This is a genomic window from Geomonas sp., assembly GCF_056994735.1.
Genome location: NZ_JBXKJL010000476.1, coordinates 1 through 19,212, shown reverse-complemented (window position 1 = coordinate 19,212; position 19,212 = coordinate 1). Strand labels below are relative to the sequence as shown.

The 19,212-nt window shown below is 61.6% G+C and carries 17 protein-coding genes; 12 read left to right on the top strand and 5 right to left on the bottom strand.

Going from position 1 to position 19,212, the window contains the following annotated elements; all coding sequences use genetic code 11:
- From AC11W3_RS20470 to AC11W3_RS20415, 12 genes are all read left to right on the top strand, one after another.
- On the top strand, window positions 1–1,002 hold a 1,002-nt coding region (locus AC11W3_RS20470), incomplete at its 5' end, for a class I SAM-dependent methyltransferase (protein ID WP_484093665.1).
- A complete protein-coding gene (locus tag AC11W3_RS20465) occupies window positions 999–1,616 on the top strand; it encodes an HAD family hydrolase (RefSeq protein ID WP_484089852.1) in 618 nt (205 codons plus the stop codon). The genes AC11W3_RS20470 and AC11W3_RS20465, both read left to right, overlap by 4 nt.
- Window positions 1,617–1,767: 151 nt before the next feature.
- Entirely contained in the window at window positions 1,768–2,223 is a 456-nt protein-coding gene (locus tag AC11W3_RS20460; protein ID WP_484093664.1) for a ferritin family protein, read from the top strand.
- A 45-nt stretch (window positions 2,224–2,268) separates the two neighbouring features.
- Window positions 2,269–3,672 (top strand): aspartate ammonia-lyase, encoded by a 1,404-nt coding sequence (locus AC11W3_RS20455; RefSeq protein WP_484093663.1) that lies wholly within the window; start codon window positions 2,269–2,271, stop codon window positions 3,670–3,672.
- Between the two features lie 83 nt (window positions 3,673–3,755).
- Window positions 3,756–3,977, top strand: coding sequence for a NifU family protein (locus tag AC11W3_RS20450; RefSeq protein WP_484089849.1), 222 nt, complete (start codon window positions 3,756–3,758; stop codon window positions 3,975–3,977).
- A gap of 129 nt (window positions 3,978–4,106) precedes the next feature.
- Entirely contained in the window at window positions 4,107–5,294 is a 1,188-nt protein-coding gene (locus AC11W3_RS20445; RefSeq protein ID WP_484093662.1) for a phospholipase D-like domain-containing protein, read from the top strand.
- Between the two features lie 316 nt (window positions 5,295–5,610).
- A complete protein-coding gene (locus AC11W3_RS20440) occupies window positions 5,611–7,938 on the top strand; it encodes an endonuclease MutS2 (RefSeq protein WP_484093661.1) in 2,328 nt (775 codons plus the stop codon).
- 88 nt (window positions 7,939–8,026) lie between these two features.
- Complete coding sequence (locus tag AC11W3_RS20435) at window positions 8,027–8,947, top strand: dihydrofolate reductase (RefSeq protein WP_484093660.1); 921 nt, start codon at window positions 8,027–8,029, stop codon at window positions 8,945–8,947.
- A gap of 424 nt (window positions 8,948–9,371) precedes the next feature.
- Entirely contained in the window at window positions 9,372–10,010 is a 639-nt protein-coding gene (gene recO / locus AC11W3_RS20430; protein WP_484089845.1) for a DNA repair protein RecO, read from the top strand.
- 563 nt (window positions 10,011–10,573) lie between these two features.
- Window positions 10,574–11,923 carry a replicative DNA helicase gene (gene dnaB / locus AC11W3_RS20425; protein ID WP_484089844.1) on the top strand — a complete coding sequence of 450 codons (1,350 nt, stop codon included), beginning with the start codon at window positions 10,574–10,576 and terminating at the stop codon, window positions 11,921–11,923.
- A 183-nt stretch (window positions 11,924–12,106) separates the two neighbouring features.
- The gene (locus AC11W3_RS20420) at window positions 12,107–13,390 is read left to right on the top strand and encodes an enoyl ACP reductase FabMG family protein (protein ID WP_484093659.1); all 1,284 of its coding nucleotides are present in this window, start codon (window positions 12,107–12,109) and stop codon (window positions 13,388–13,390) included.
- 123 nt (window positions 13,391–13,513) lie between these two features.
- Complete coding sequence (locus AC11W3_RS20415; protein ID WP_484089842.1) at window positions 13,514–14,239, top strand: response regulator; 726 nt, start codon at window positions 13,514–13,516, stop codon at window positions 14,237–14,239.
- Here the strand turns inward: AC11W3_RS20415 and AC11W3_RS20410 are convergent.
- The 5 genes from AC11W3_RS20410 to AC11W3_RS20390 form a co-directional block, all read right to left on the bottom strand.
- Entirely contained in the window at window positions 14,211–14,774 is a 564-nt protein-coding gene (locus AC11W3_RS20410; RefSeq protein WP_484089856.1) for a hydrolase, read from the bottom strand. The genes AC11W3_RS20415 and AC11W3_RS20410 overlap by 29 nt on opposite strands.
- Before the next feature lie 78 nt (window positions 14,775–14,852).
- Window positions 14,853–16,289: a sigma-54-dependent transcriptional regulator gene (locus tag AC11W3_RS20405; protein ID WP_484091764.1), complete on the bottom strand. Its 1,437-nt coding sequence runs from the start codon at window positions 16,287–16,289 to the stop codon at window positions 14,853–14,855.
- A gap of 274 nt (window positions 16,290–16,563) precedes the next feature.
- Window positions 16,564–17,649, bottom strand: coding sequence for a two-component system sensor histidine kinase NtrB (locus tag AC11W3_RS20400; RefSeq protein ID WP_484093658.1), 1,086 nt, complete (start codon window positions 17,647–17,649; stop codon window positions 16,564–16,566).
- Entirely contained in the window at window positions 17,642–18,607 is a 966-nt protein-coding gene (gene dusB / locus AC11W3_RS20395; RefSeq protein WP_484091871.1) for a tRNA dihydrouridine synthase DusB, read from the bottom strand. Before dusB ends, AC11W3_RS20400 begins: the two co-directional genes overlap by 8 nt.
- A gap of 252 nt (window positions 18,608–18,859) precedes the next feature.
- The coding region (locus AC11W3_RS20390; protein WP_484093657.1) for an SIR2 family NAD-dependent protein deacylase at window positions 18,860–19,212 on the bottom strand (353 nt) is incomplete at its 5' end.

Sequence of the window (19,212 nt, the reverse complement as noted above, 5' to 3'; positions counted from 1 at the left end):
GACTTCTATACCAGCATGAACGTCAGCAACACCTTCGGCCGCCTCGTCGCCAGGGAGATCTGCCGCTTCTGGGAACTCCTCGGCCAGCCGGAGTCCTTCACCGTTGCCGAGGCTGGGGCGGGCGGGGGACAGCTCGCCCAGGACATCGTCGACGCCATCTCGGAGTTCAACCAGGCCCTCTACCAGGCCCTCACCTACCGCCTCATTGAGAAGGAGCCGAGCCTGAAAGAGGTCCAGGCCCAGCGGTTGGCGCGGCATGCGCAACACCTTGCCTGGAGCTCTCCCGACGAACTCGCCGCCGGCAAGCTGAAATTCACCGGCTGCATCATCTCCAACGAGCTGTTCGACGCCATGCCTGTTCATGTGGTCGAAATGAGCGAGGACGGCCTCAAAGAGGTTTACGTAGGCGCCGACGACGAGGGATTCCGCGAGCGACTCGGTAGCCCCTCGACACCGGAGCTGGCAGCGTACCTGGACAGGTTCCAGGTGAGGCTCTTGCCCGGCCAAAGGGGGGAGATCAACCTCTACGCCCCCTCCTGGATCGCCGCGGCCGCCGCGACGCTGGAGCGGGGCTTCGTACTCACCGTCGACTACGGATACCTCACGGAGGAGCTCTATAATCCGCAAAGACGCGACGGCACGCTCCTTTGCTACCACAAGCACAAAACCGGTGAAAATCCGTACCTGCTGGTCGGGGAGCAGGACATCACCACCCACATCAACTTCAGCCAGCTCATGGAGGCGGGAAAGGATGCGGGACTGGACACGGTCTGGTACGGCGAGCAGTACCGCTTTCTGCTGGGCACGGGACTGATGGAGGAACTGATCAGGCTGGAGGCGGAGGCGAAGACGGAACAGGAACGACTGCAGCACAGGCTGTCCCTGAAAAAGCTGATGCTTCCTGAAGGCGGGATGGGAGATACCTTCAAGGTGCTGATCCAGGCCAAAGGGGTGGAGAATCCAGAGCTTTTGTGCATGAGGAAATGGGGAATGGGGCTGTGAGTGTCCGGGCCATCGTCTTCGACCTGGACGGCACCCTCTACCAAAACCAGCGGATGGGGGACGAGGTCAACCTGAGCGCCTGCCGCTACGTTGCCCGCCTCAAGGGCGTAACCGTGGAAGAGGCTGACCTCATGCTGCAGGAGGCACGTTCGACCCTGGCCGGGGCCGGCGGGACTTTGAGCAGGGCAGTCCTCGCCCTGGGAGGCAATCTCAAAGACCTCCACGAAAACTTCAGCCGCGACGTCCACCCGGAAAGCGTGCTGGAGCCCGCCCCACAGGTCGTCGAGCTCCTGAAGAACCTCGCCACCCGTTTCGAGCTGCATATCTACACCAACAACAACCGGGATCTCTCCGGCCGGATCATGGAGCAGATAGGCGTCGGAAGTCTCTTCCTCAAGAAATTCACCATCGAAGATTACTGGTGCCCCAAGCCCGACCAGGGCGCCCTCTTGGGCATACTGGAGACGATCGGGAGAAGTCCCGAGGAAACTCTCTTCGTCGGCGACCGCTACGAAGTCGACCTCGCCCTCCCCGCCTCCCTAGGCTGTGCCATCTTCGAGTCCTGCACCATCGAACAGTTGCTGACACTGTCACAACTGCTGGAAACACAGTAACAAGCCCTCCCACCGCTGGCATAGAGGGAAGGACTGTTACCCCATCAATTATCTTTTGACCTTCATGCTGCTTCTCATGTACAAGATTCTGTAGTAACCTTCTAAACGAAGTAGCTCCCATCCAGCAGAATGAAGACCCAAAGGAGACGCAATGAGTGAAGCAGGGAAGACCGTGCTGGACGCAGTGATGCGCGGCATGGAAATAGAGAAAGAGACCTTCGACTTTTACACCCGCGCCGAGCAGAGGACCTTCAACCCCGAAGGGAAGAGGGTCTTCAGATGGCTGGCCAAGAGCGAGGAATCGCACTACCTGAAGCTTACCGAGCTTTACAAGACCCTGGACCAGGACGGGCGCTGGGTCTTCTACGGCGGCCCCACCATCTCGCTGGAGCCTGAAGCCGGGGCCGGAGTCGGATTCGATACCAGCGACATCGAGGCCCTCAAGCTGGCCATGGAAGTGGAGAAAAAGGGCATCGCCTACTTCGAGGATCTGCTGGCCCAGACCACCGATCCCGACGGCAGGAGCATGATCGAATCGCTGCGCGCCGAGGAGGAAGAGCATCTCAGGGTGATCTCCGAGAAGCTGAACCTGCTGGAAGGAAAATAGATAACGCGACACGCTGGTGAGCCGTCTCAGCTCAAAGGAGCTCGTATGGCAATGCGTCTTGAGAAGGACACCATGGGAACGGTGGAAGTTCCCGCCGACGCATACTACGGCGCCCAGACCCAGCGGGCCATCGGGAATTTCCCCATTTCCGGTCTGAAACCCCACCCCGCGCTGGTCCGTGCCACGGTGCGGATCAAGAAGTGCGCGGCGAAGGCCAACATGGCAACCGGGAGGCTAGCCACGGTCCTCGGCTCGGCCATCGTGACGGCAGCCGACGAGGCGCTCCAAGGGAAGTTCGCAGACCAGTTCGTGGTCGACCCCTTCCAGGCCGGAGCCGGCACCTCCCACAACATGAACGTGAACGAGGTGCTGGCCAACCGCGCCAACGAGATCATGGGCGGGAAGCTTGGCGAGTACGCGAAGGTCAATCCCAACGATCACGTCAACATGGCCCAGTCGACCAACGACGTCTTTCCCACCGCCATTCGGCTGGCGGCGCTGGAACTGGCCGACCTGCTGATCCGGGAAGTGGACGGACTTGCCGCGGCCATGCGGCACAAGGCGCAGGAGTTCGACGGCATCCTGAAATCGGGACGCACCCACCTCCAGGACGCGGTCCCGATCAGGCTGGGGCAGGAATTCGCCGCCTACGCCGCGGCCATGGAAGCAAACCGTGCCGGGATCGAGCGGGCGCTGCCGGGGCTGCGTGAGCTGGGGATCGGCGGAACCGCCGTCGGTACCGGTCTCAACGCCGAAGAGTCCTTCATCGACGGCATCGTCGAGGCCCTCGCCGCCGAGACCGGGGAGGATCTTTCCCGCAGCCGCAACCTGGTCGAGCGGATGCAGAACATGGACCCCTTCGTGGCGCTCAGTTCCAGCATCAAGGGGACCGCGGTCAACCTGATCAGGATCGCCAACGACCTGAGGCTCCTCTCTTCGGGGCCGAGGACGGGGTTGGGGGAGATAACCCTCCCGCCGATGCAGCCCGGCTCGTCGATCATGCCCGGGAAGGTCAATCCGGTCATGGCCGAGGTGACCGACATGGTCTGCTTCCAGGTGGTGGGCTGCGACCTGGCCGTGACCATGGCGGCCCAGGCGGGACAGCTGGAGTTGAACGTGATGATGCCCGTCATCGCCTTCAACCTCCTCTTCTCCCTGGAGATCCTGAAGAACTGCGTGCACCAGTTCACCGGGCTTTGCGTCTCGGGAGTCGGCGCCAACGAGGAGCGCTGCCGCAGTTACCTCGACCAATCAGTCGGCCTCGCCACGGTGCTGGCGCCGAGCATAGGGTATGCCGCCGCCGCTGAAGTCGCCAAGGAGTCGGCCAAGAGCGGCAAGAGCATTCGACAGGTCATCCTGGAGCGGGGGATACTGAGCGAGCAGGAGCTGGACGAGGTCCTCGCGCCCTTCCCGCTGACCACGCCCGGGGTGCATGAGAGGAAGGGCTAGTTAACGTGCCCTTTGCATTAATTCGCTTATTCCTATACACTGTGAGCTGTTCTTAGCCCATAACCTATCCTCCGGAGGAAAAAATGGTAGAAGAAGTCAAAAGCGTATTGGACCAGATCCGCCCCGCTCTGCAGGCCGACGGCGGCGACGTGGAACTTGTTGAGGTGAGCGATGACGGCGTGGTCAAGGTCCGCCTGGTAGGCGCCTGCGGTCACTGCCCGATGTCCACCATGACCCTGAAGATGGGCATCGAGAGAACCCTCAAGGACAAGGTGGCCGGTGTCAAGGAAGTCATCTCAGTGTAAAAACCGCGATCCACTTGCAGCGCGCATCATGTGAAGCGCGGAAGTAATGCCACTTTGACGTTATTTCCGCGCTTCATCGCTTTAGCCACTGCGCCCTTTTCGTTGCTCACCGCCAAAGAATAGACACCTATGACCAGCCTGCGCCGAAAAAGAAAGCCATTGCTGTTCCAGACCTCGAGGTTCTTCAATCTTTTCAGGAGGAACACCGAGGCGGTCTCTTTCCTTGGCAACAGCGCGGCTCTTTTCCGGTACGGGTCCGAATTTTTCCCCGCCCTCATCGAGGCGATCTCCAGCGCGCGCTCCAGCATCTGCATGGAGTTCTACACCATCTGCGATGACATCACCGGCCGCATGGTGGCCGATGCCCTGATCGCCGCGGCCGCCCGAGGGGTGCACGTCCACGTCATCTACGACTACATCGGCTGCTTCGACACCTCCGCGGCCTTCTTCAAGCGCCTCTCCAAGGGAGGGGTGTGCTGCACGGCCTTCAACCCGCCCCCTTTCAAGCATGGCATCGCCTGGTTCGACAAGAGGGATCACAGGAAGATCGCGGTCATCGACGGCTGGTGCGCCTTCACCGGCGGCATAAATATCGCCGATGTCTACTCGGGGTGCGGGAAGAAGCAGACGAAATGGCGCGACGTCGGGATCAGGATAGAGGGAGGCGCGGCCGGGGAGCTCTTGCGGGTCTTCCGCGAGACCTGGGCCTACGAACGGGGCTCCTTCCCGGACATACCCGAGCCTCCCCGTCCGCCCGAAACGGCCGGGGACGCCAAGGTGATGATCATCAACGGCGGGCCGCATCACAAGCGCTCCTTCATCAGAAGCGCCTTCAGGATGGCCATCGCCGGCGCCTCCGACAGCATAACCATTGCCAGTCCCTACTTCATCCCAGGGCCGCGGGTGATCAGGTCGCTCCTTAGGGCCGCCGGGCGCGGAGTGAAGGTCAGGCTCCTTCTGCCTCACAAGAGCGACGTGCCGCTGGTCCGCCTGGTGAGCAGGACGTGCTACGCCCAGCTCCTCAACAATGAGATCGAGATATTCGAGCTGGACAGCGCCGTGCTGCACGCGAAGGTCTTGCTGGTGGACGACAGCTGGGCCATGGTCGGCTCGGCGAACATGGACGAGCGCAGCTTCAAGAGAAACTACGAGTTAAACGTGGTGATCGACAGCAGCGAGTTCGGGCTGCAGGTAGCCGAGATGCTGGAAATGGACCTTAAGGGGGCGCGGAGAATCGTGCTGCACGAGCACGAACGGCGCGGCCTGCCGATCCGTTTCCTGGAGCGGCTCTTCGGGGCCATCAGCTGGTTTCTGTAGGAGGTTTCTGTAGGAGAGAAGCTCGGGGGTAAGGGGTTCCCTTGCGCCTTGTGGACCCGTGTGGTTCCGTCTGGTTCCCCACTGGACCCGGTGATGAACCGTTCGTGCTGAACCTGTCGAAGCACGCAAAGAATTGCCTTTTCCCGTAGGAGCGCCCTCCCGGGCGCGAACAACCGTCGGATTCGCGCCCGGGAGGGCGCTCCTACGATGATCGCTATTAGGGGCGGGGCTTGCTCCGCCCTTTCAACTGTCGAGAAGACAAAAACGAAAAGAACGGAGGTAAGATCGGGAGCGCATCGTCCTGGTCTGTTTTTATATGGAGAAAGAAACTCTCAAGCGGCTGGAATTCGACAAGATCCTGGAAACAGTCGCTGAATGTGCACACTGCGAGGCTTCCCGCGACGGGGCCCTGGAAATAACTCCCCTTGCCGCACGGGACCAGATCGAGCTCCGCTTCGGCCTGGTGGACGAGATCAGGAAACTCTCCCGCCTGGGCATCGCGCTGAAGCTTTCCAGCTTCGAGGACATCACCCGCGCAATCAGGGCGGTCCGCCCGCGAGGGGCCGTGCTGGCTCCGCTGGAGCTGCAGCGGTTCATCCCGACCCTGCGCGTGATGGCGGCCATCCACGCGCAACTGCGCTACCGGACCGATACCCCGCTGCTCATCGCCGAGGCCGGCACGATCACCGGGTTCCCGGACATCCTCAACCCCCTCGAGCATACGGTAAATGCGGAAGGGGAGATCCTCGACACCGCGTCGCGGCTCCTCGCAGACATCCGGGGACAGAAGAAGGGACTGACCGCGAGAATCAAGCGGCGCCTGGAAGAGATCGTCCGCGAGCGGCACACAGCGATTTTCCTGCAGGATGATTTCATCACCCAGAGATCGGGACGCTGGGTCATTCCCGTCCGCATGGACTCGAAGGGGATGGTCCCGGGCGTGGTGCACGACGTCTCCAACTCCGGCGAGACCGCCTTCATGGAGCCGCTGGAAATCATCGCGCTGGCCAACGAGCTTGAGAACCTGGTCGCAGACGAGCGGGCCGAGGAAATCAGGATCGTCCGGCAGATCTGCGACTGGATCAGGGAAGACGCCGAAGCCATGCTGGAGCAGTTCGAGGCGCTGGTCAGGCTCGACGTCCTCAACTGCATCGCCGCTTTCAGCGACCGCCTCAAGTGCGAGACGCCGGTTATATCCGCCACGGGCGGTATCTCCCTGAAATCCGCCCGCCACCCGATCCTGACGCTGATGGGGAAGGACGTGGTGCCGCTGGACCTGGAACTGGCCGAGGAGAACCGGGTCATGGTGGTGACGGGGCCGAATACCGGGGGCAAGACCATCGCCATCAAGAACGCCGGCCTGCTGACCGTCATGGGCTTAAGTGGCATGCCCGTTCCGGCCGATCCCGGCTCGGTGCTGCCGCAGGTCTCCTCAATCCTGGTGGACATCGGCGACGAGCAGTCGATCGAGGAAAGTCTCTCCACCTTCTCCGCTCACATCTCCAAGATATCGTCCATCATCAAGCACGCCGACCGGGGGACCCTGGTGCTGCTCGACGAATTGGGCACCGGGACCGAGCCGGGACAGGGTGCGGCCATCGCCTGCGCGGTCCTGAGGGAACTGCAGCAAAAAGGGGCGCTGGTGGTGGCGACCACGCACCTGACCGAGATCATCGGCTTCGTGCAGCGGGAGCCGGGGATGCTCAACGCGGCCATGGCCTTCGACCGGCAGAAGCTGGCACCGCTCTATCGGCTCACAGTGGGCGAGCCGGGGGAATCTCACGCCCTGGAGATCGCCCGCCGTTATGGGCTCCCCGACAATGTTGTTGAATTCGCCAAAGGGATGATCGGCACCATGGAGGCCGACTTCCATGCCCTGCTGCGGGACCTCAAGGAGAAGCGCCAGCAGCTGGACGACAAGCTCAGCGACCTCGCGCTGCGCGAAGAAAAGCTGGTGCGGGGGGAGAGGAACCTTGGCGACAGGATGGACGAGGCCAACCACTTCCTGAAGGGAGCCAAGGAGAAGGGGTATCAGGAGGCGCAGCAGATCATCCGCAAGGCGCGCCGGGAAGTCCTCGACATCCTCGACGAGGCCAGGAAGGAAAGGGCGCGGGAGGCCAAGGCGAAGCTGGACCAGGCAGAGGCCGAGGTGGAGCAGATACTGGCGGAGCTGCACCCCGAGGAAGAGCTGCCGCCGGACAAGATCGAGGTCGGCAACACCCTCTTCGTCAAGCCGCTCAACTGCGACGCCAGGATCCTGTCAGTGGACCGGCGGGACGGCAAGGCCCGGGTGCGGGCCGGGAGCATGGAGGTCGAAGTCCCCATCAGCTCCCTGACGAAGCGCAAAGGGAAGGAGCAGAAGATCCAGAAGAAGCGGGCCCAGAAAGAGGAGCGGGCCGAGTCGGCCTCGAGCATCAATCTCCTCGGCATGCGGGTGGAAGAGGCCATCGACCAGTTGGAGCCGTTCCTGGACCACGCGGCGGTCGATCTTATCGCCGAGGTCCGCATCGTCCACGGCAAGGGTACCGGCGCCCTGATGAAGGGGGTGCGCAACTACCTCAGCGGCCACCCGCTGGTCGCCTCCTTCCGGACCGGGGAGCGTTTCGAAGGCGGAGACGGCGTGACCGTGGTAACATTGCGGTAGTATTTTTTCAGGGGAACAGCTCCCCTTCCGGGGGGAGGAGCAGAAGATGTAGCGGCGGGTTATCCCCGACGGCAGCACGGAGAGTACCATGATCATCTCGTTGATTGCGGCCATGTCGGAAGAGAGAGTCATCGGACGGGAAGGCAAGCTTCCCTGGTATATCCCCGCGGACCTGACCCGCTTCAAGAACATCACCACGGGTCATGCGGTGGTGATGGGAAGAAAGACCTTCGACTCCATCGGGCACCCCCTTCCGGGTCGGCGAAACATCATCCTCAGCAAGACCTTGAAAAAGGTCGAGGGCTGCGAGGTCGTCCGCTCCCTGCAGGAGGCGATCGACGCGACCGTGGGGGAGGAAGAGATCTTCATCTGTGGCGGCGGAGAGATTTTCCGCGAGGCGCTCCCGCTGTCCCAGAGGATTTACCTGACAGTCATCCATGAAAGCTACCCGGGCGACGTGTATTTCCCGGAAATCCCCGATACTTTCCGACAGTTGCACGCCGAGGAGCGGCCTGACCTCACCCCGCCTTTGAGCTTCCTCGTTTTTGAAAAGGTCGAACAGGTGCAGACGGGAACCGACGCCGCAGAACTTCGCAAAAGGGGGCGGGAAGCCATTCATCGCCAGCTCTACTTCCTGGCCAGGAGCTGCCTCGAAGAGTCCCTCTCCATCGAAGACAACCCTGAGTGTTATTCCGACCTCGCTATTTGCGTCGCGAAAAGCGGCGGAGATATCCACTCCGCACTGCAACTCGCTGAAAAGGCACTCCAGAGCGATCCCGACAACCTGCGCTTCCTCCTTAACGTCGGGACCATCCAGATCATGGCTGGCAAGAAGGAGAAGGGAGTCGAGACCCTTCGGAAAGGAATGCGGCTCGGAGGAAGCCCGGAGCTCCTGGCGGAGCTGACAAAGCTCGGCACCAGAACGCCCCCGCCGATCAAGGTCCTGCCGAGGAATCACCCCATCAATCGCTACCTAGGGCTTATCCTCAGCCGCATGGGGCTGCGATAAGCGCTCTGCAACCTCAAGCTCCAATCCGCCTCTCGCAAGGTCGGCTCTCGGACCGGCAGAACCGAATCCCCCCTGTCCCCCCTTTGTCAAGGGGGGAACTCTTGGGCAGCGGCGTCACGTAGGAAGCTCCTGTGTGAGTCGCTCGTGCGCGGGATCGGCGCAACTGCCGCAACTGCCGCTATTGCACTTGCTGCCCCCGCCCCTGTGTGAGTCGCTGCCCGCGGGATCGGCTCTTGGTCCGCCCCCTGCCCCCAGCGGGTCAAGCCTTTGCTTTGCCTCTTTCATTTCCTAATCTTCCTTAGAGACTGCTCCCTCCCCCCACGGGAGAGGATGAGGTGAGGGCGAGGGCGGTTACCCTCGTGAGGACAAAGCCCTCGGCAGCCGGCTGTTGACTCCCTCGGTTGCAGGTGCTACTTTCGGTCCCATGAGAAAAGCCGAGGCAGAAGCCATAGTGCTGCGGCTCACCGACTACGGGGAGGCCGACCGCATCGTCTCCCTGTTCACCCTGGAACACGGGAAACTGCAGGGGATCGCCCGGGGGGCGAAACGCAGCCGCAAGCGCTTCGGCGGCGCCCTGGATCCCTTCGCTCATTTGAAACTCCAGTTCCAGCTCGGATCCAACCTCGCCAACCTCCTCTCAGCCGACATCCTCGATATCTTCTCCGGTATCCGCGGGGACCTCGCCAAGATCGGGACGGCCGCCTACGCCTGCGAGCTGGTGGAGCGGCTGACTCCGGACGAGGAAGCCAACCCTCGCCTTTTCCGTCTCCTCTACTGCTACCTGCAGAGACTCGATACCGCCCCCCTCTCCCCTTCCGACCGCCGTTTCTTCGCAGTCAACCTCTTGAAGATCCTTGGCTACCAGCCCGACCTCGAGGTGCGGGGAGTCTCCCGGGAAACCGCGTCCCTGCTGGCCAGGGCGATGCAGACTGGACGGTTCGGCGCCATCGTCTTTCCCGATCACCTGCTGAGGGAGGCCGACCTCCTCTTGAACCCCGCGATCGACCTCCACCTGGACCGCGAACTCAGATCTCTCGCCTTCTTGAAAGAGTGCGGGGGATAACAAAACCGAACGGGGTACATGACGAGAAGGCAGGATGAATTTGCTTTACTAGTTAGCGCTAATCTTCCGCTACGAGATTGTCATCCCCGAATGCCCTTATCGGGGATCCATATTTCACGTCGTTAGGAGCTGGATTCCCGATCAGAATCGCTTCGGGAATGACAGTTTTGGAAGCTGGCGGAAGATTGATACTAATCAGGTTTGCTTTTCCTTTAGGTCTGATGTGCCTCAGGGCGAAAGGGTACATAACGAGACGCTCGGGGATGAATTTGCTTTTGTCTTAAGCCCAATGTGTGATCCGTTCGTGCTGAGACGCATGTGCGGCTGACGGCGGGCCGGGTTTCCGGTTCTCATTTCGCTCTTGTCCTACCCGTTCGGATTATATTTAGCATCTAGCGGAACCTTCCTGGAAGAGCACTGGCGCCTCGTAATGCCCCCTCCCTCACCCGGCCTTCGTCCACCCTCTCCCGGAGGGCGAGGGGAACTAACCCAAAAATGTTGACCGGCGAGACGGATGCAGGTAGTATCCCACAGTTCTAGCGTAATGTTTCCGAGGTATGATGATGAACCCTTCCGACATGAGAAAGCTGCCCCCACAGAGCATTGAAGCCGAGATGTCCATTCTCGGCGGGATCCTGGTGGACAACGAGGCGATCAACCGCGCACTCGAGGTCCTGATCCCGGAAGACCTCTACAGGGAAAGCCATCGGAAGATCTTCCGCGCCATGATCGAGCTCAACGAGCGCGGGGAGCCCTGCGACCTAATCACCATGACCACCATCCTCCGCAAGAAGGGGGAGCTGGAAGAGGTGGGAGGCGGCGCCTACCTGGCCACGCTGGTAGACTACGTGCCGATGGCCGCCAACATCGCCTACTACTGCAAGATCGTCAAGGAAAAGTGCATCACCCGCAAGCTGATCACCGCCGCCACCGACATCGTCAGCCAGGGATTCGAGGACAAGGTGGATGTTGAGGAACTCCTCGACGCCGCCCAGAAGGTGATCTTCGAGATCTCCGAAAACAAGATCCGCCCCGCCTACTACCAGGTCTGCGACATCCTCAAGGACACCATCAAGAACATCGAACTTCTCTATGAGAAGAAAGAGCTCGTGACCGGTGTGCCGTCCGGCTACACCGACCTCGACCGCCTCACCGCCGGCTTCCACGGCGGCGACCTGGTAATCATTGCCGGACGCCCCGCCATGGGAAAGACCACCTTCGCCCTGAACGTCGCCCAGTACGCCGCCATTGAATCCGAGAAGCCTTTTCCCGCCGCGGTCTTCTCCCTGGAGATGCCCAAGGAGCAGTTGGTCGAGAGGCTTCTCTGCTCGGTGGCCAGGGTTGACCTCGGCCGGCTCAAAACCGGACATCTGCTGGAAAACGACTGGCCGAAGCTGACCAAGGCCGCAGGCTCGCTGCACGACGCGAAGATATTCATCGACGACACCCCATCGATCACGGTGATGGAGCTCCGGTCCAAGGCCCGGCGCCTCAAGGCGGAGCACGACATCGGCCTGATCGTGATCGACTACCTCCAGCTGATGCGCGGCAGTAGCAACCCCGAGTCCCGCCAGCAGGAGATCTCCGAGATTTCACGGTCCTTGAAGGCACTGGCCAAGGAGTTATCGATCCCGGTCATCGCCCTGTCCCAGTTGAACCGCGGACTCGAGCAGCGCGCTGACAAGAGGCCGATGATGAGCGACTTGAGGGAGTCGGGCGCCATCGAGCAGGACGCCGACATCATCATGTTCGTCTATCGTGGCGAGGTCTACGAAAAGGAAAACGAGGACCTCAAGGGGAAGGCCGAGGTCATCATCGGAAAGCACAGGAGCGGCCCGACCGGGACCGTCGACCTCGCCTTCCGCGGCGAATACACCAGGTTCGAGAACCTCAGCAACCGGGAAGAGTACTGACAGGGAGCTGAAACCCATTGAGTTCCCTCTCCCTCCGGGAGAGGGTTAGGGTGAGGGCGGCTTCCACGAGGCGGCACCAGCACCCATGATGGCAACGTCCCTCACCCGGCCTCCGGCCACCCTCTCCCGAGGGAAAGGGCTGTTTGCGAAAGAGCAACTAATAGAACAGAAAGGATAGGAACAATGAGCAGATACCATGCAATGCGGGAGGTGCCGGCGACGGCGGGATTCAAGGCAGGCGATGTCCTCTTTCTCTGCGGAGAACTCTTCGGCCGCGGCTACGCCAATGGCATAGTCGATGAGGCCAGGGCCAAGGGCATGACCATCATCGGGGCCACCGTCGGCAGACGCGATTCTGATGGCACCCTCCGCCCCCTAACCGCCGAGGAACTGGCCACTGCCGAGGAATCTCTCGGCGGCAAGATCATCAACATCCCGCTGGAAGCCGGTTTCGACATGGAACCTGGAACCGACGGCGTTTCGCCGGTGGACAGGCTGAAGGGCGTAAAGCCTGACGACTGGGCCTCGGTCCGCCTGGACAAGGAGCAGATCGAGGCTTCCAGGGAGCGCGGCACGGAGAGGTTCCGCAAGAACCTGGCAGCCGTGGTAGCGGAGCTCGAAACCATCGTACCCGCCTCGGCCAATCTGCTCGTGGTCCACACCATGGCAGGCGGCATCCCGAGGGCGCGGGTTTTCATGCCCCTGCTGAACAAGCTTTTCAAAGGCCAGGGCGACCGTTTCCTCGCCTCTGAGGCCTTCTGGAATTCCGACCTGGGGCAACTCTGTGCTGTCAGCTTCAATGAAGTCACCGCCGATACTTTCGGCTACCTCATCGAGGCCACCGCGGGGCTGCGGAACCGCCTCCCCGTCCGCTACGCAGCCTACGGCTACCACGGGTGCGAGGTCCTTATCGACGGCGCCTACACCTGGCAGTCCTATACTCCGTATCTGCAGGGGTGGGCCAAGATCCGGCTGGAGGACATCGCCATTGCCGCCTGGGACAAAGGCATCAAGGCTACCGTCTACAACTGCCCGGAAATCCTCACCAACTCCAGCGCCCTCTTCCTCGGTGTCGAGAATTCCCTGTACCCGCTGCTCGCTTCCCTGAAATCGGCAGGCGTCAATGACATCGTCGACGACTGTCAGGCCCTGTTAAAGGAAGGTGTGTCGGTAGAAGCGCTGGTCGAAATGGCCAACGATTACCTCAAGAACCCGCTGGTGACCTCCACCCGCGATTTCGATACCTGGCCCCAGCATAATTCTCTGCAGCAGCAGGAGTACATGCTGAATGTCTCGGCCGACCTGATCGCCCAGAATGCGGGGCAGAAGGACATCGTCTGCGCCGTCCTGTCCAGGGGCGTCTTCGTCGCGGTCGGAAGGCTGATGTTCAACTCCTCCTGGGCTCCTCAGGCACCGGTGTTCTGGCTCAATCACGATGTGATAGCCAAGGCGCTGGCACAGAAGTAGGTCCCACTACCCCCTCCCCTCGCGGGAGGGGGGTAGTGATGGGGAAGGCTCCACCGTGGAGAGGGTACGAAGAACCTCTCCAGATGCAATGCTATTTAATGTGATGAGATGACCGGGGGGTGTGTGGCGGAAAAAGTCCTCATCGTAGATGATGTGAACATGTTCCTCGAACTGGAGAAGGGCTTCCTGCAGCGTTCGTCAGTGAAGATTCTTACGGCCCGGGATGGCAAGCAGGCCCTCGATATCTGCCAGGCGGAGCAGCCGGCGCTGGTCTTCATGGACCTGCATATGCCGGTGATGGATGGAGCGGAGTGTTGCCGGGCAATCAAGCGCGACCCCCAGTTGAAGCTCACCTCGGTCGTCCTGATCACTTCCGAAGGGAAAGATGTAGATCGGCAGACCTGCCTCGAGGCGCGGTGCGATGACTTCCTGACCAAGCCGCTGGATCGGCAGCTTTTCCTCGCCACGGCGAGGCGGCACCTCCCGGACATCGACCGGCGCGAACAGAGGCTCCGCTGCAACATCAACGCGAAATTCAGAGCCTTCGGCATCACCCTTGCCGGCTCTATCACCGACATCAGCCAAAAGGGCGTTTACCTGGCGGCCGAGTGTCAGCTGAACAAAGGGACCGAGATCGACCTGATCTTCGCCCTCCCCGATCCCATCGGCTCGATAGTCCAGGCGCAGGGTCGCGTTGCCTGGATCAACACCCGGAAGACCAGGCTCAAGCCGTCGCTGCCGGAGGGATTCGGCCTGGAGTTGGTGAACGTCTCCGAGGAGGGGAGCAGGGAGATCGCCCGCTTCCTCGCCAGTGCGGAGCTTACTTCACCAGTTTGGAAAGCTTCTTGAACTCGTCGGTTCCCGCCACCCGCAGCAACTGAAAGACCACCGACTCCGTAGAAGTCAGCACCGCTCCTGCGGCGGACATGGTCTCGAGAGCTGTCTTCCAGTTTTCCTTGCGTCTGCTCATCACCGCGTCGCACACCAGATGGACGACGTAGCCCTTGTCCAGCAACTCCAGGACCGTCTGGAGCACGCATACGTGAGACTCCATCCCCGTCACGATCACCTGCCGCCGACCGCTCGCCGCCAGCGCCTCCAGGAAGCCTTCCCCGCCACAGCAGCTGAAGGTCATCTTCTCCAGGCTCGGCGCAGGGAGCTTTCCCTTCAGTTCCGGCACCGTTTCGCCCAGCCCCCTGACGTACTGCTCCGTCGCGGTAGCGGGGACGCCCAGTTCCGCCGCGGTGTCGAGGAGGATGGAGATGTTGCCGGTCAATTTCTGCAGCACCTGCGGGTCCATGGCCCGGCAAAGTCGCTCCTGCACGTCGACCACCAGGAGCTGCGCGTTGTTGCGGTCCAGAAAGAACTTCTCCATTACTGACATATCCCCTCCTGTTTTAGACTACACATTCGACAACTGAAGAACTGCTCCGCATCTACTCGTCCTACATCCCCCCTCCCCCTACTCCTTCCGCAGCTCGATCCCCAGTTCGGTGATCTTCTTCCTCAGGGTGTTGCGGTTGATGCCGAGGATGTCGGCGGCGCGGACCTGGTTGCCGCGGGTCTTCTCCAGCACGAAGCGGATCAGCGGCCTCTCCACCTGCTCCAGCACCATGGAATAGACATCACCGCTCTCCATGCGCTCCATGTTGGTGAAGCTGCCGCGGAGTTTGAGATCAACGATACCCTCAAGGGAGAGCTCCTCACCTTTGCCGTCGCCCTGCCGGCTCCTGAGCCCCGGGAAATCGGCCGCCACCAGCAGCGGATCCGGGGAAAGGATCACCGCCCTCTTGATGGTATTCTCCAGCTCGCGGATGTTGCCGGGCCAGCCGTAGCCGGTCAGGAGTTTGATGGCATCGGCCGAGCAGCGCTTGAGCGGAACCTCGAGCTCGGCGCAGATCTTGGACAGGAAGTACTCTATCAGCAGCGGCACGTCCTCGGAGCGCTCCCGCAGCGGAACCAGCTGGATCGGGATCACGTTCAGGCGGTAGTAGAGATCCTCCCTGAACTGCTTCTTCCGTACGCTCTCCTCCAGGTCCTGGTTGGTCGCCGCCACGATCCTGACGTCGACGGGGATGCTCTGATTCCCGCCAGTCCTGGTGATCTCCCTCTCCTGCAGCACCCTCAGTATCTTCGCCTGCAGATCGAAGGGCATGTCACCGATCTCGTCGAGGAAGATGGTGCCGCCGTTGGCCTGCTCGAACTTGCCCAGCTTACGCTCCGAGGCGCCGGTGAAGGCCCCCTTCTCGAAGCCGAAGAGCTCGCTTTCCAGCAGCTCCTTCGGGATGGCGGCGCAGTTGAGCGGGATGAAGGGCTTGCCCAGCCGCTTCGAATTGTAATGGATGGCGCGGGCGATCAGTTCCTTCCCGGTGCCCGACTCCCCCTGCACCAGCACGGTGACATCGCTGGGGGCGACCTTCCCGATGGTCTTGTAGATATCCCTCATGGCCGGGGAGTTGCCGATGATGGTCTTCTCGAGCTGATACCGGTCCTTCAACTCCTCCTTCAGGAGCGAGACCTGCGTGGTCATCTCCCGAGCCCGGGTCACCTTCTCCACCACCGCATCGATGACGCTCAGGTCGAAGGGCTTGGTGAAGTAGTCATAGGCTCCGCGCTTCATGGCCTCGACCGCATTCTTCATGCTGGCCTCGGCGGTCATGATGACCACCAGCAGATCGCTCCGTTCGTCCCTGATGCGGTCAAGGAGTTCGAGCCCGCTGATGCCCGGCATCTTGATGTCGAGCAGGGCCAGGTCGTAGGGGTTTTGCCTGATCAGCCGCAGCGCCTCATCGCCATCGTGGGCCAGATCCACGTTGAAGCCTTTCTTTTTGAGTGCCTTGGAAAGGACCCATCGCATGCTCTCTTCGTCGTCGGCGACGAGAATATTCTTGATTGACATTGTTGACTCCTGGGACAGGGGCGTCGCGCCCCGTTGCACTACTGCGGGAAGCGCCGTTGCTGCCCCGGTTAGATATAGATTTGTGTCAGCCGCCTCGGTCCCGATTTGGCTCCCTTAGCGTCCCCGCCCTTGGAGGGGGAGGACAGGGAGGGGAAGCGTCGTTGCCGCCCCTGTGAGATATGGGTTTTTCTCGTCCGGTCTCGGTCCCGATCGGCGCACCTTCGCGTCCCCGCCCCCGGAGGGGGAGGGACAGGGTGGGGGGCCCCAGACTCGATTACTGAATCAGCGGGAGCATGACGGTGAAAACCGTGCCGCGGGCAGGATCGGAATCGACCTTGATCATGCCACGGTGCTCGGAGATGATCTTCTGGCAGATCGCCAGCCCAAGCCCGGTCCCTTTGGACTTGGTGGTGAAGAAGGGGGTGAAGAGATTCTCCAGCACGTCGGCCGCGATGCCGGGGCCGTTGTCGGCCACGTCGATGGCGATCATCCTGGCGCGCCGCTCCCCTTTCTGGGTCATGCTGTAGTCCGAGAGGACCCGGCTCGTCACCTTGACCGTGCCTCCCTCGCCGACCGCTTCGATGGCGTTCTTGATGAGGTTCAGGAAAAGCTGGGTCAACAGGGACTCGTCCGCCAGGATCGGCGGGATGCTCGGGTCGAAGTACTGGTTGATCGAGATCTGGCGCCCATCGGTCGCGTTCTTCTGCAGCAGGACGATGTCGGAGAGGACCCGGTGCAGGTTCACCTTGCTGAGCTTCAACCGCCCCGGCGAGGCCAGAGCCAAAAGCTCTTCCACGATCACGTTGACCCGCTGGACCTCCTTCAGCATGACCCGGATGTATTCCCGCAACTCCTCCTTCTCCGGGAATTCCATCTCCAGCAACTGCGCGGCCCCCTTGATCCCCCCCAGAGGATTCTTGATCTCATGGGCAAGCCCGGCAGCCAGGGCACCGAGCGAAGAGAGGCGATCCGCCTGGCGCACCGCCTCCTCGAGCTCCCGCACGTTGGTCAGGTCCCTGAGGAGTACGATGGTGCCGATGCGCTCGCCGGAGGAGCTTAGCAGCGGTGAGGTGCTGGCGCCGACCGGGGTGTGCTTGCCACTTCGCTTCAGGACGATGTTCTCATGATCCGACACCGACATGCCGGTAGCTACGGTCTTGGCGACCATCTCATTGAGAGGCCCTTCCCCCTTGAAGATGTCCCTGAAAAGTATCCCCTTGGCCTGGCGCCGCGAGATGCCCGAAAGTTCCTCGGCGGCGGGGTTCATATGGGTCACGGCTCCCGCATCGTCGAGAACGATGACACCGTCGCCCACGCTGTCGACCACATTCGCATAATAGCTTTCCATCGATTCACCCATGGAAGAAATCCTCCATCGCCTCGACCAGTTGGGGGAGGTCCTCGATCCGGTTTACCGCCGCCCTGAACTGCGCGGCTCCGGGCATTCCCTTGGAATACCATGAAAGATGCTTGCGCATCTCCATCAGGGCCACCCGGTCCCCCTCCGCCTCGGTGAAGAGCGTGAGGTGGCGATGGGAGGCGGCATATCTCTCGGCTGCGGTCGGGGCTGCCGGCTCCTCCCCCTTGAAGAGCGCCAGCGCTTCCCTGAATATCCACGGGTTTCCCATCGCGCCGCGGGCCACCATGGCTGCGTCGCAGCCGGTTTCGGAAAACATGCGGACGACGTCGCCGGCGGAGAAGAGGTCACCACTTCCGATCACCGGAATCTTCAGGGCCGCCTTTAGTTCACCGATCTTCGACCAGTCGGAGTGCCCTTCAAACATCTGGGCGCGGCTTCTGGGATGGAGCGTCACCGCGTCGCATCCCTCCTCCTGGGCAATGCGACCCACCTCGAGGAAGACGTCGTCGCCGCAGACCCAGCCCGTGCGGATCTTCACCGTCAGCGGGAGCCTGGTCGCCAGCCTGACCGCCCTCACTATCCGGCCCACCTTCTGCGGATCCTTGAGAAGCGCGCTCCCGGCGCCGGTGCCGACCACCTTGCGCACCGGGCAGCCCATGTTGATGTCGATCAGCTCGCCGTAACCTTCCACCAGCCTCGCGGCCTCGGCCAGCATCTCCGGGTCATCGCCGAAGAGCTGCATGGCGATGGGGCGGTCCTGCGGGACGGTCTTCAGCAGGTCGAAACTCTTGCGCCCCTCCCGCGTCAATCCGTTGACGCTTACCATCTCGGTGAAGGTGAGGGAAGCTCCCTGCTCCCTGGCCATGAGGCGCATCGGGAGGTTGGTAATGCCCGCCATCGGGGCGAGGAAAAGCCGGTTCTTTAACGTGAGGGAGCCAATGGCTACCGAGTCTTGCATATCTTTATTTCGTCCCTTTTCTGCCTAAAAAATGTGCATTTTAGCAGCAAGGAAATTGAAAGGCAAGGGGAATGTGGAGGGCTAAGGGCTAAGGGCTAAGGGCTAAGGGCTAGGGGCTAAGGGCTAGGGGTGAAAGGTGAAAGGTGAAAGGTGAAAGGTGAAAGGTGAAAGGTGAAAGGTGAAAGGTGAAGGGTGAGGGCTGCGGGCAAAGGGGCGGGGGAAGGGCCACGTTGAAATGGCAGTCGCGATGGGCTATGACTTCCCCAGCACGGCCTCGATCGCGGAAAGGCCCTCCAGGGCTCCGCAGGGAAGGGAGATGTGCGGGTGGGTGATCTGCGCCTCACGGGGGTTGATCCTGACCACCCTGGCATTGGCGAAGGCGCCGATCCTTTCGCTGGTGGCCCGCACGGTGGGGATTGCCGTCCCCGCGCCGAGCTCGACTACCACCACCTTCTTCCCGCTCTGGCGCGAGAGGAAACTTTGGAACCTCTCGTGCTGGCGACGGGTCCGCTCCTCTATCCAGCTGTAATCTCCAAACATCAGGATATTGGGACGTGCCGCGGCACCGCAGCGGGAACAGAGCGGAACATGGTCGGCGGTCATGG

Excerpts from the sequence above, each read along its gene's own strand:
- dnaB (WP_484089844.1), top strand. The coding sequence starts at position 10,574 with ATGAACCCTTCCGACATGAGAAAGCTGCCCCCACAGAGCATTGAAGCC.
- dusB (WP_484091871.1), bottom strand. The coding sequence starts at position 18,607 with ATGCAAGACTCGGTAGCCATTGGCTCCCTCACGTTAAAGAACCGGCTT.
- AC11W3_RS20440 (WP_484093661.1), top strand. The coding sequence starts at position 5,611 with ATGGAGAAAGAAACTCTCAAGCGGCTGGAATTCGACAAGATCCTGGAA.
- AC11W3_RS20445 (WP_484093662.1), top strand. The coding sequence starts at position 4,107 with ATGACCAGCCTGCGCCGAAAAAGAAAGCCATTGCTGTTCCAGACCTCG.
- AC11W3_RS20410 (WP_484089856.1), bottom strand. The coding sequence starts at position 14,774 with ATGTCAGTAATGGAGAAGTTCTTTCTGGACCGCAACAACGCGCAGCTC.
- AC11W3_RS20455 (WP_484093663.1), top strand. The coding sequence starts at position 2,269 with ATGGCAATGCGTCTTGAGAAGGACACCATGGGAACGGTGGAAGTTCCC.
- recO (WP_484089845.1), top strand. The coding sequence starts at position 9,372 with ATGAGAAAAGCCGAGGCAGAAGCCATAGTGCTGCGGCTCACCGACTAC.
- AC11W3_RS20435 (WP_484093660.1), top strand. The coding sequence starts at position 8,027 with ATGATCATCTCGTTGATTGCGGCCATGTCGGAAGAGAGAGTCATCGGA.
- AC11W3_RS20400 (WP_484093658.1), bottom strand. The coding sequence starts at position 17,649 with ATGGGTGAATCGATGGAAAGCTATTATGCGAATGTGGTCGACAGCGTG.
- AC11W3_RS20460 (WP_484093664.1), top strand. The coding sequence starts at position 1,768 with ATGAGTGAAGCAGGGAAGACCGTGCTGGACGCAGTGATGCGCGGCATG.
- AC11W3_RS20420 (WP_484093659.1), top strand. The coding sequence starts at position 12,107 with ATGAGCAGATACCATGCAATGCGGGAGGTGCCGGCGACGGCGGGATTC.
- AC11W3_RS20450 (WP_484089849.1), top strand. The coding sequence starts at position 3,756 with ATGGTAGAAGAAGTCAAAAGCGTATTGGACCAGATCCGCCCCGCTCTG.
- AC11W3_RS20405 (WP_484091764.1), bottom strand. The coding sequence starts at position 16,289 with ATGTCAATCAAGAATATTCTCGTCGCCGACGACGAAGAGAGCATGCGA.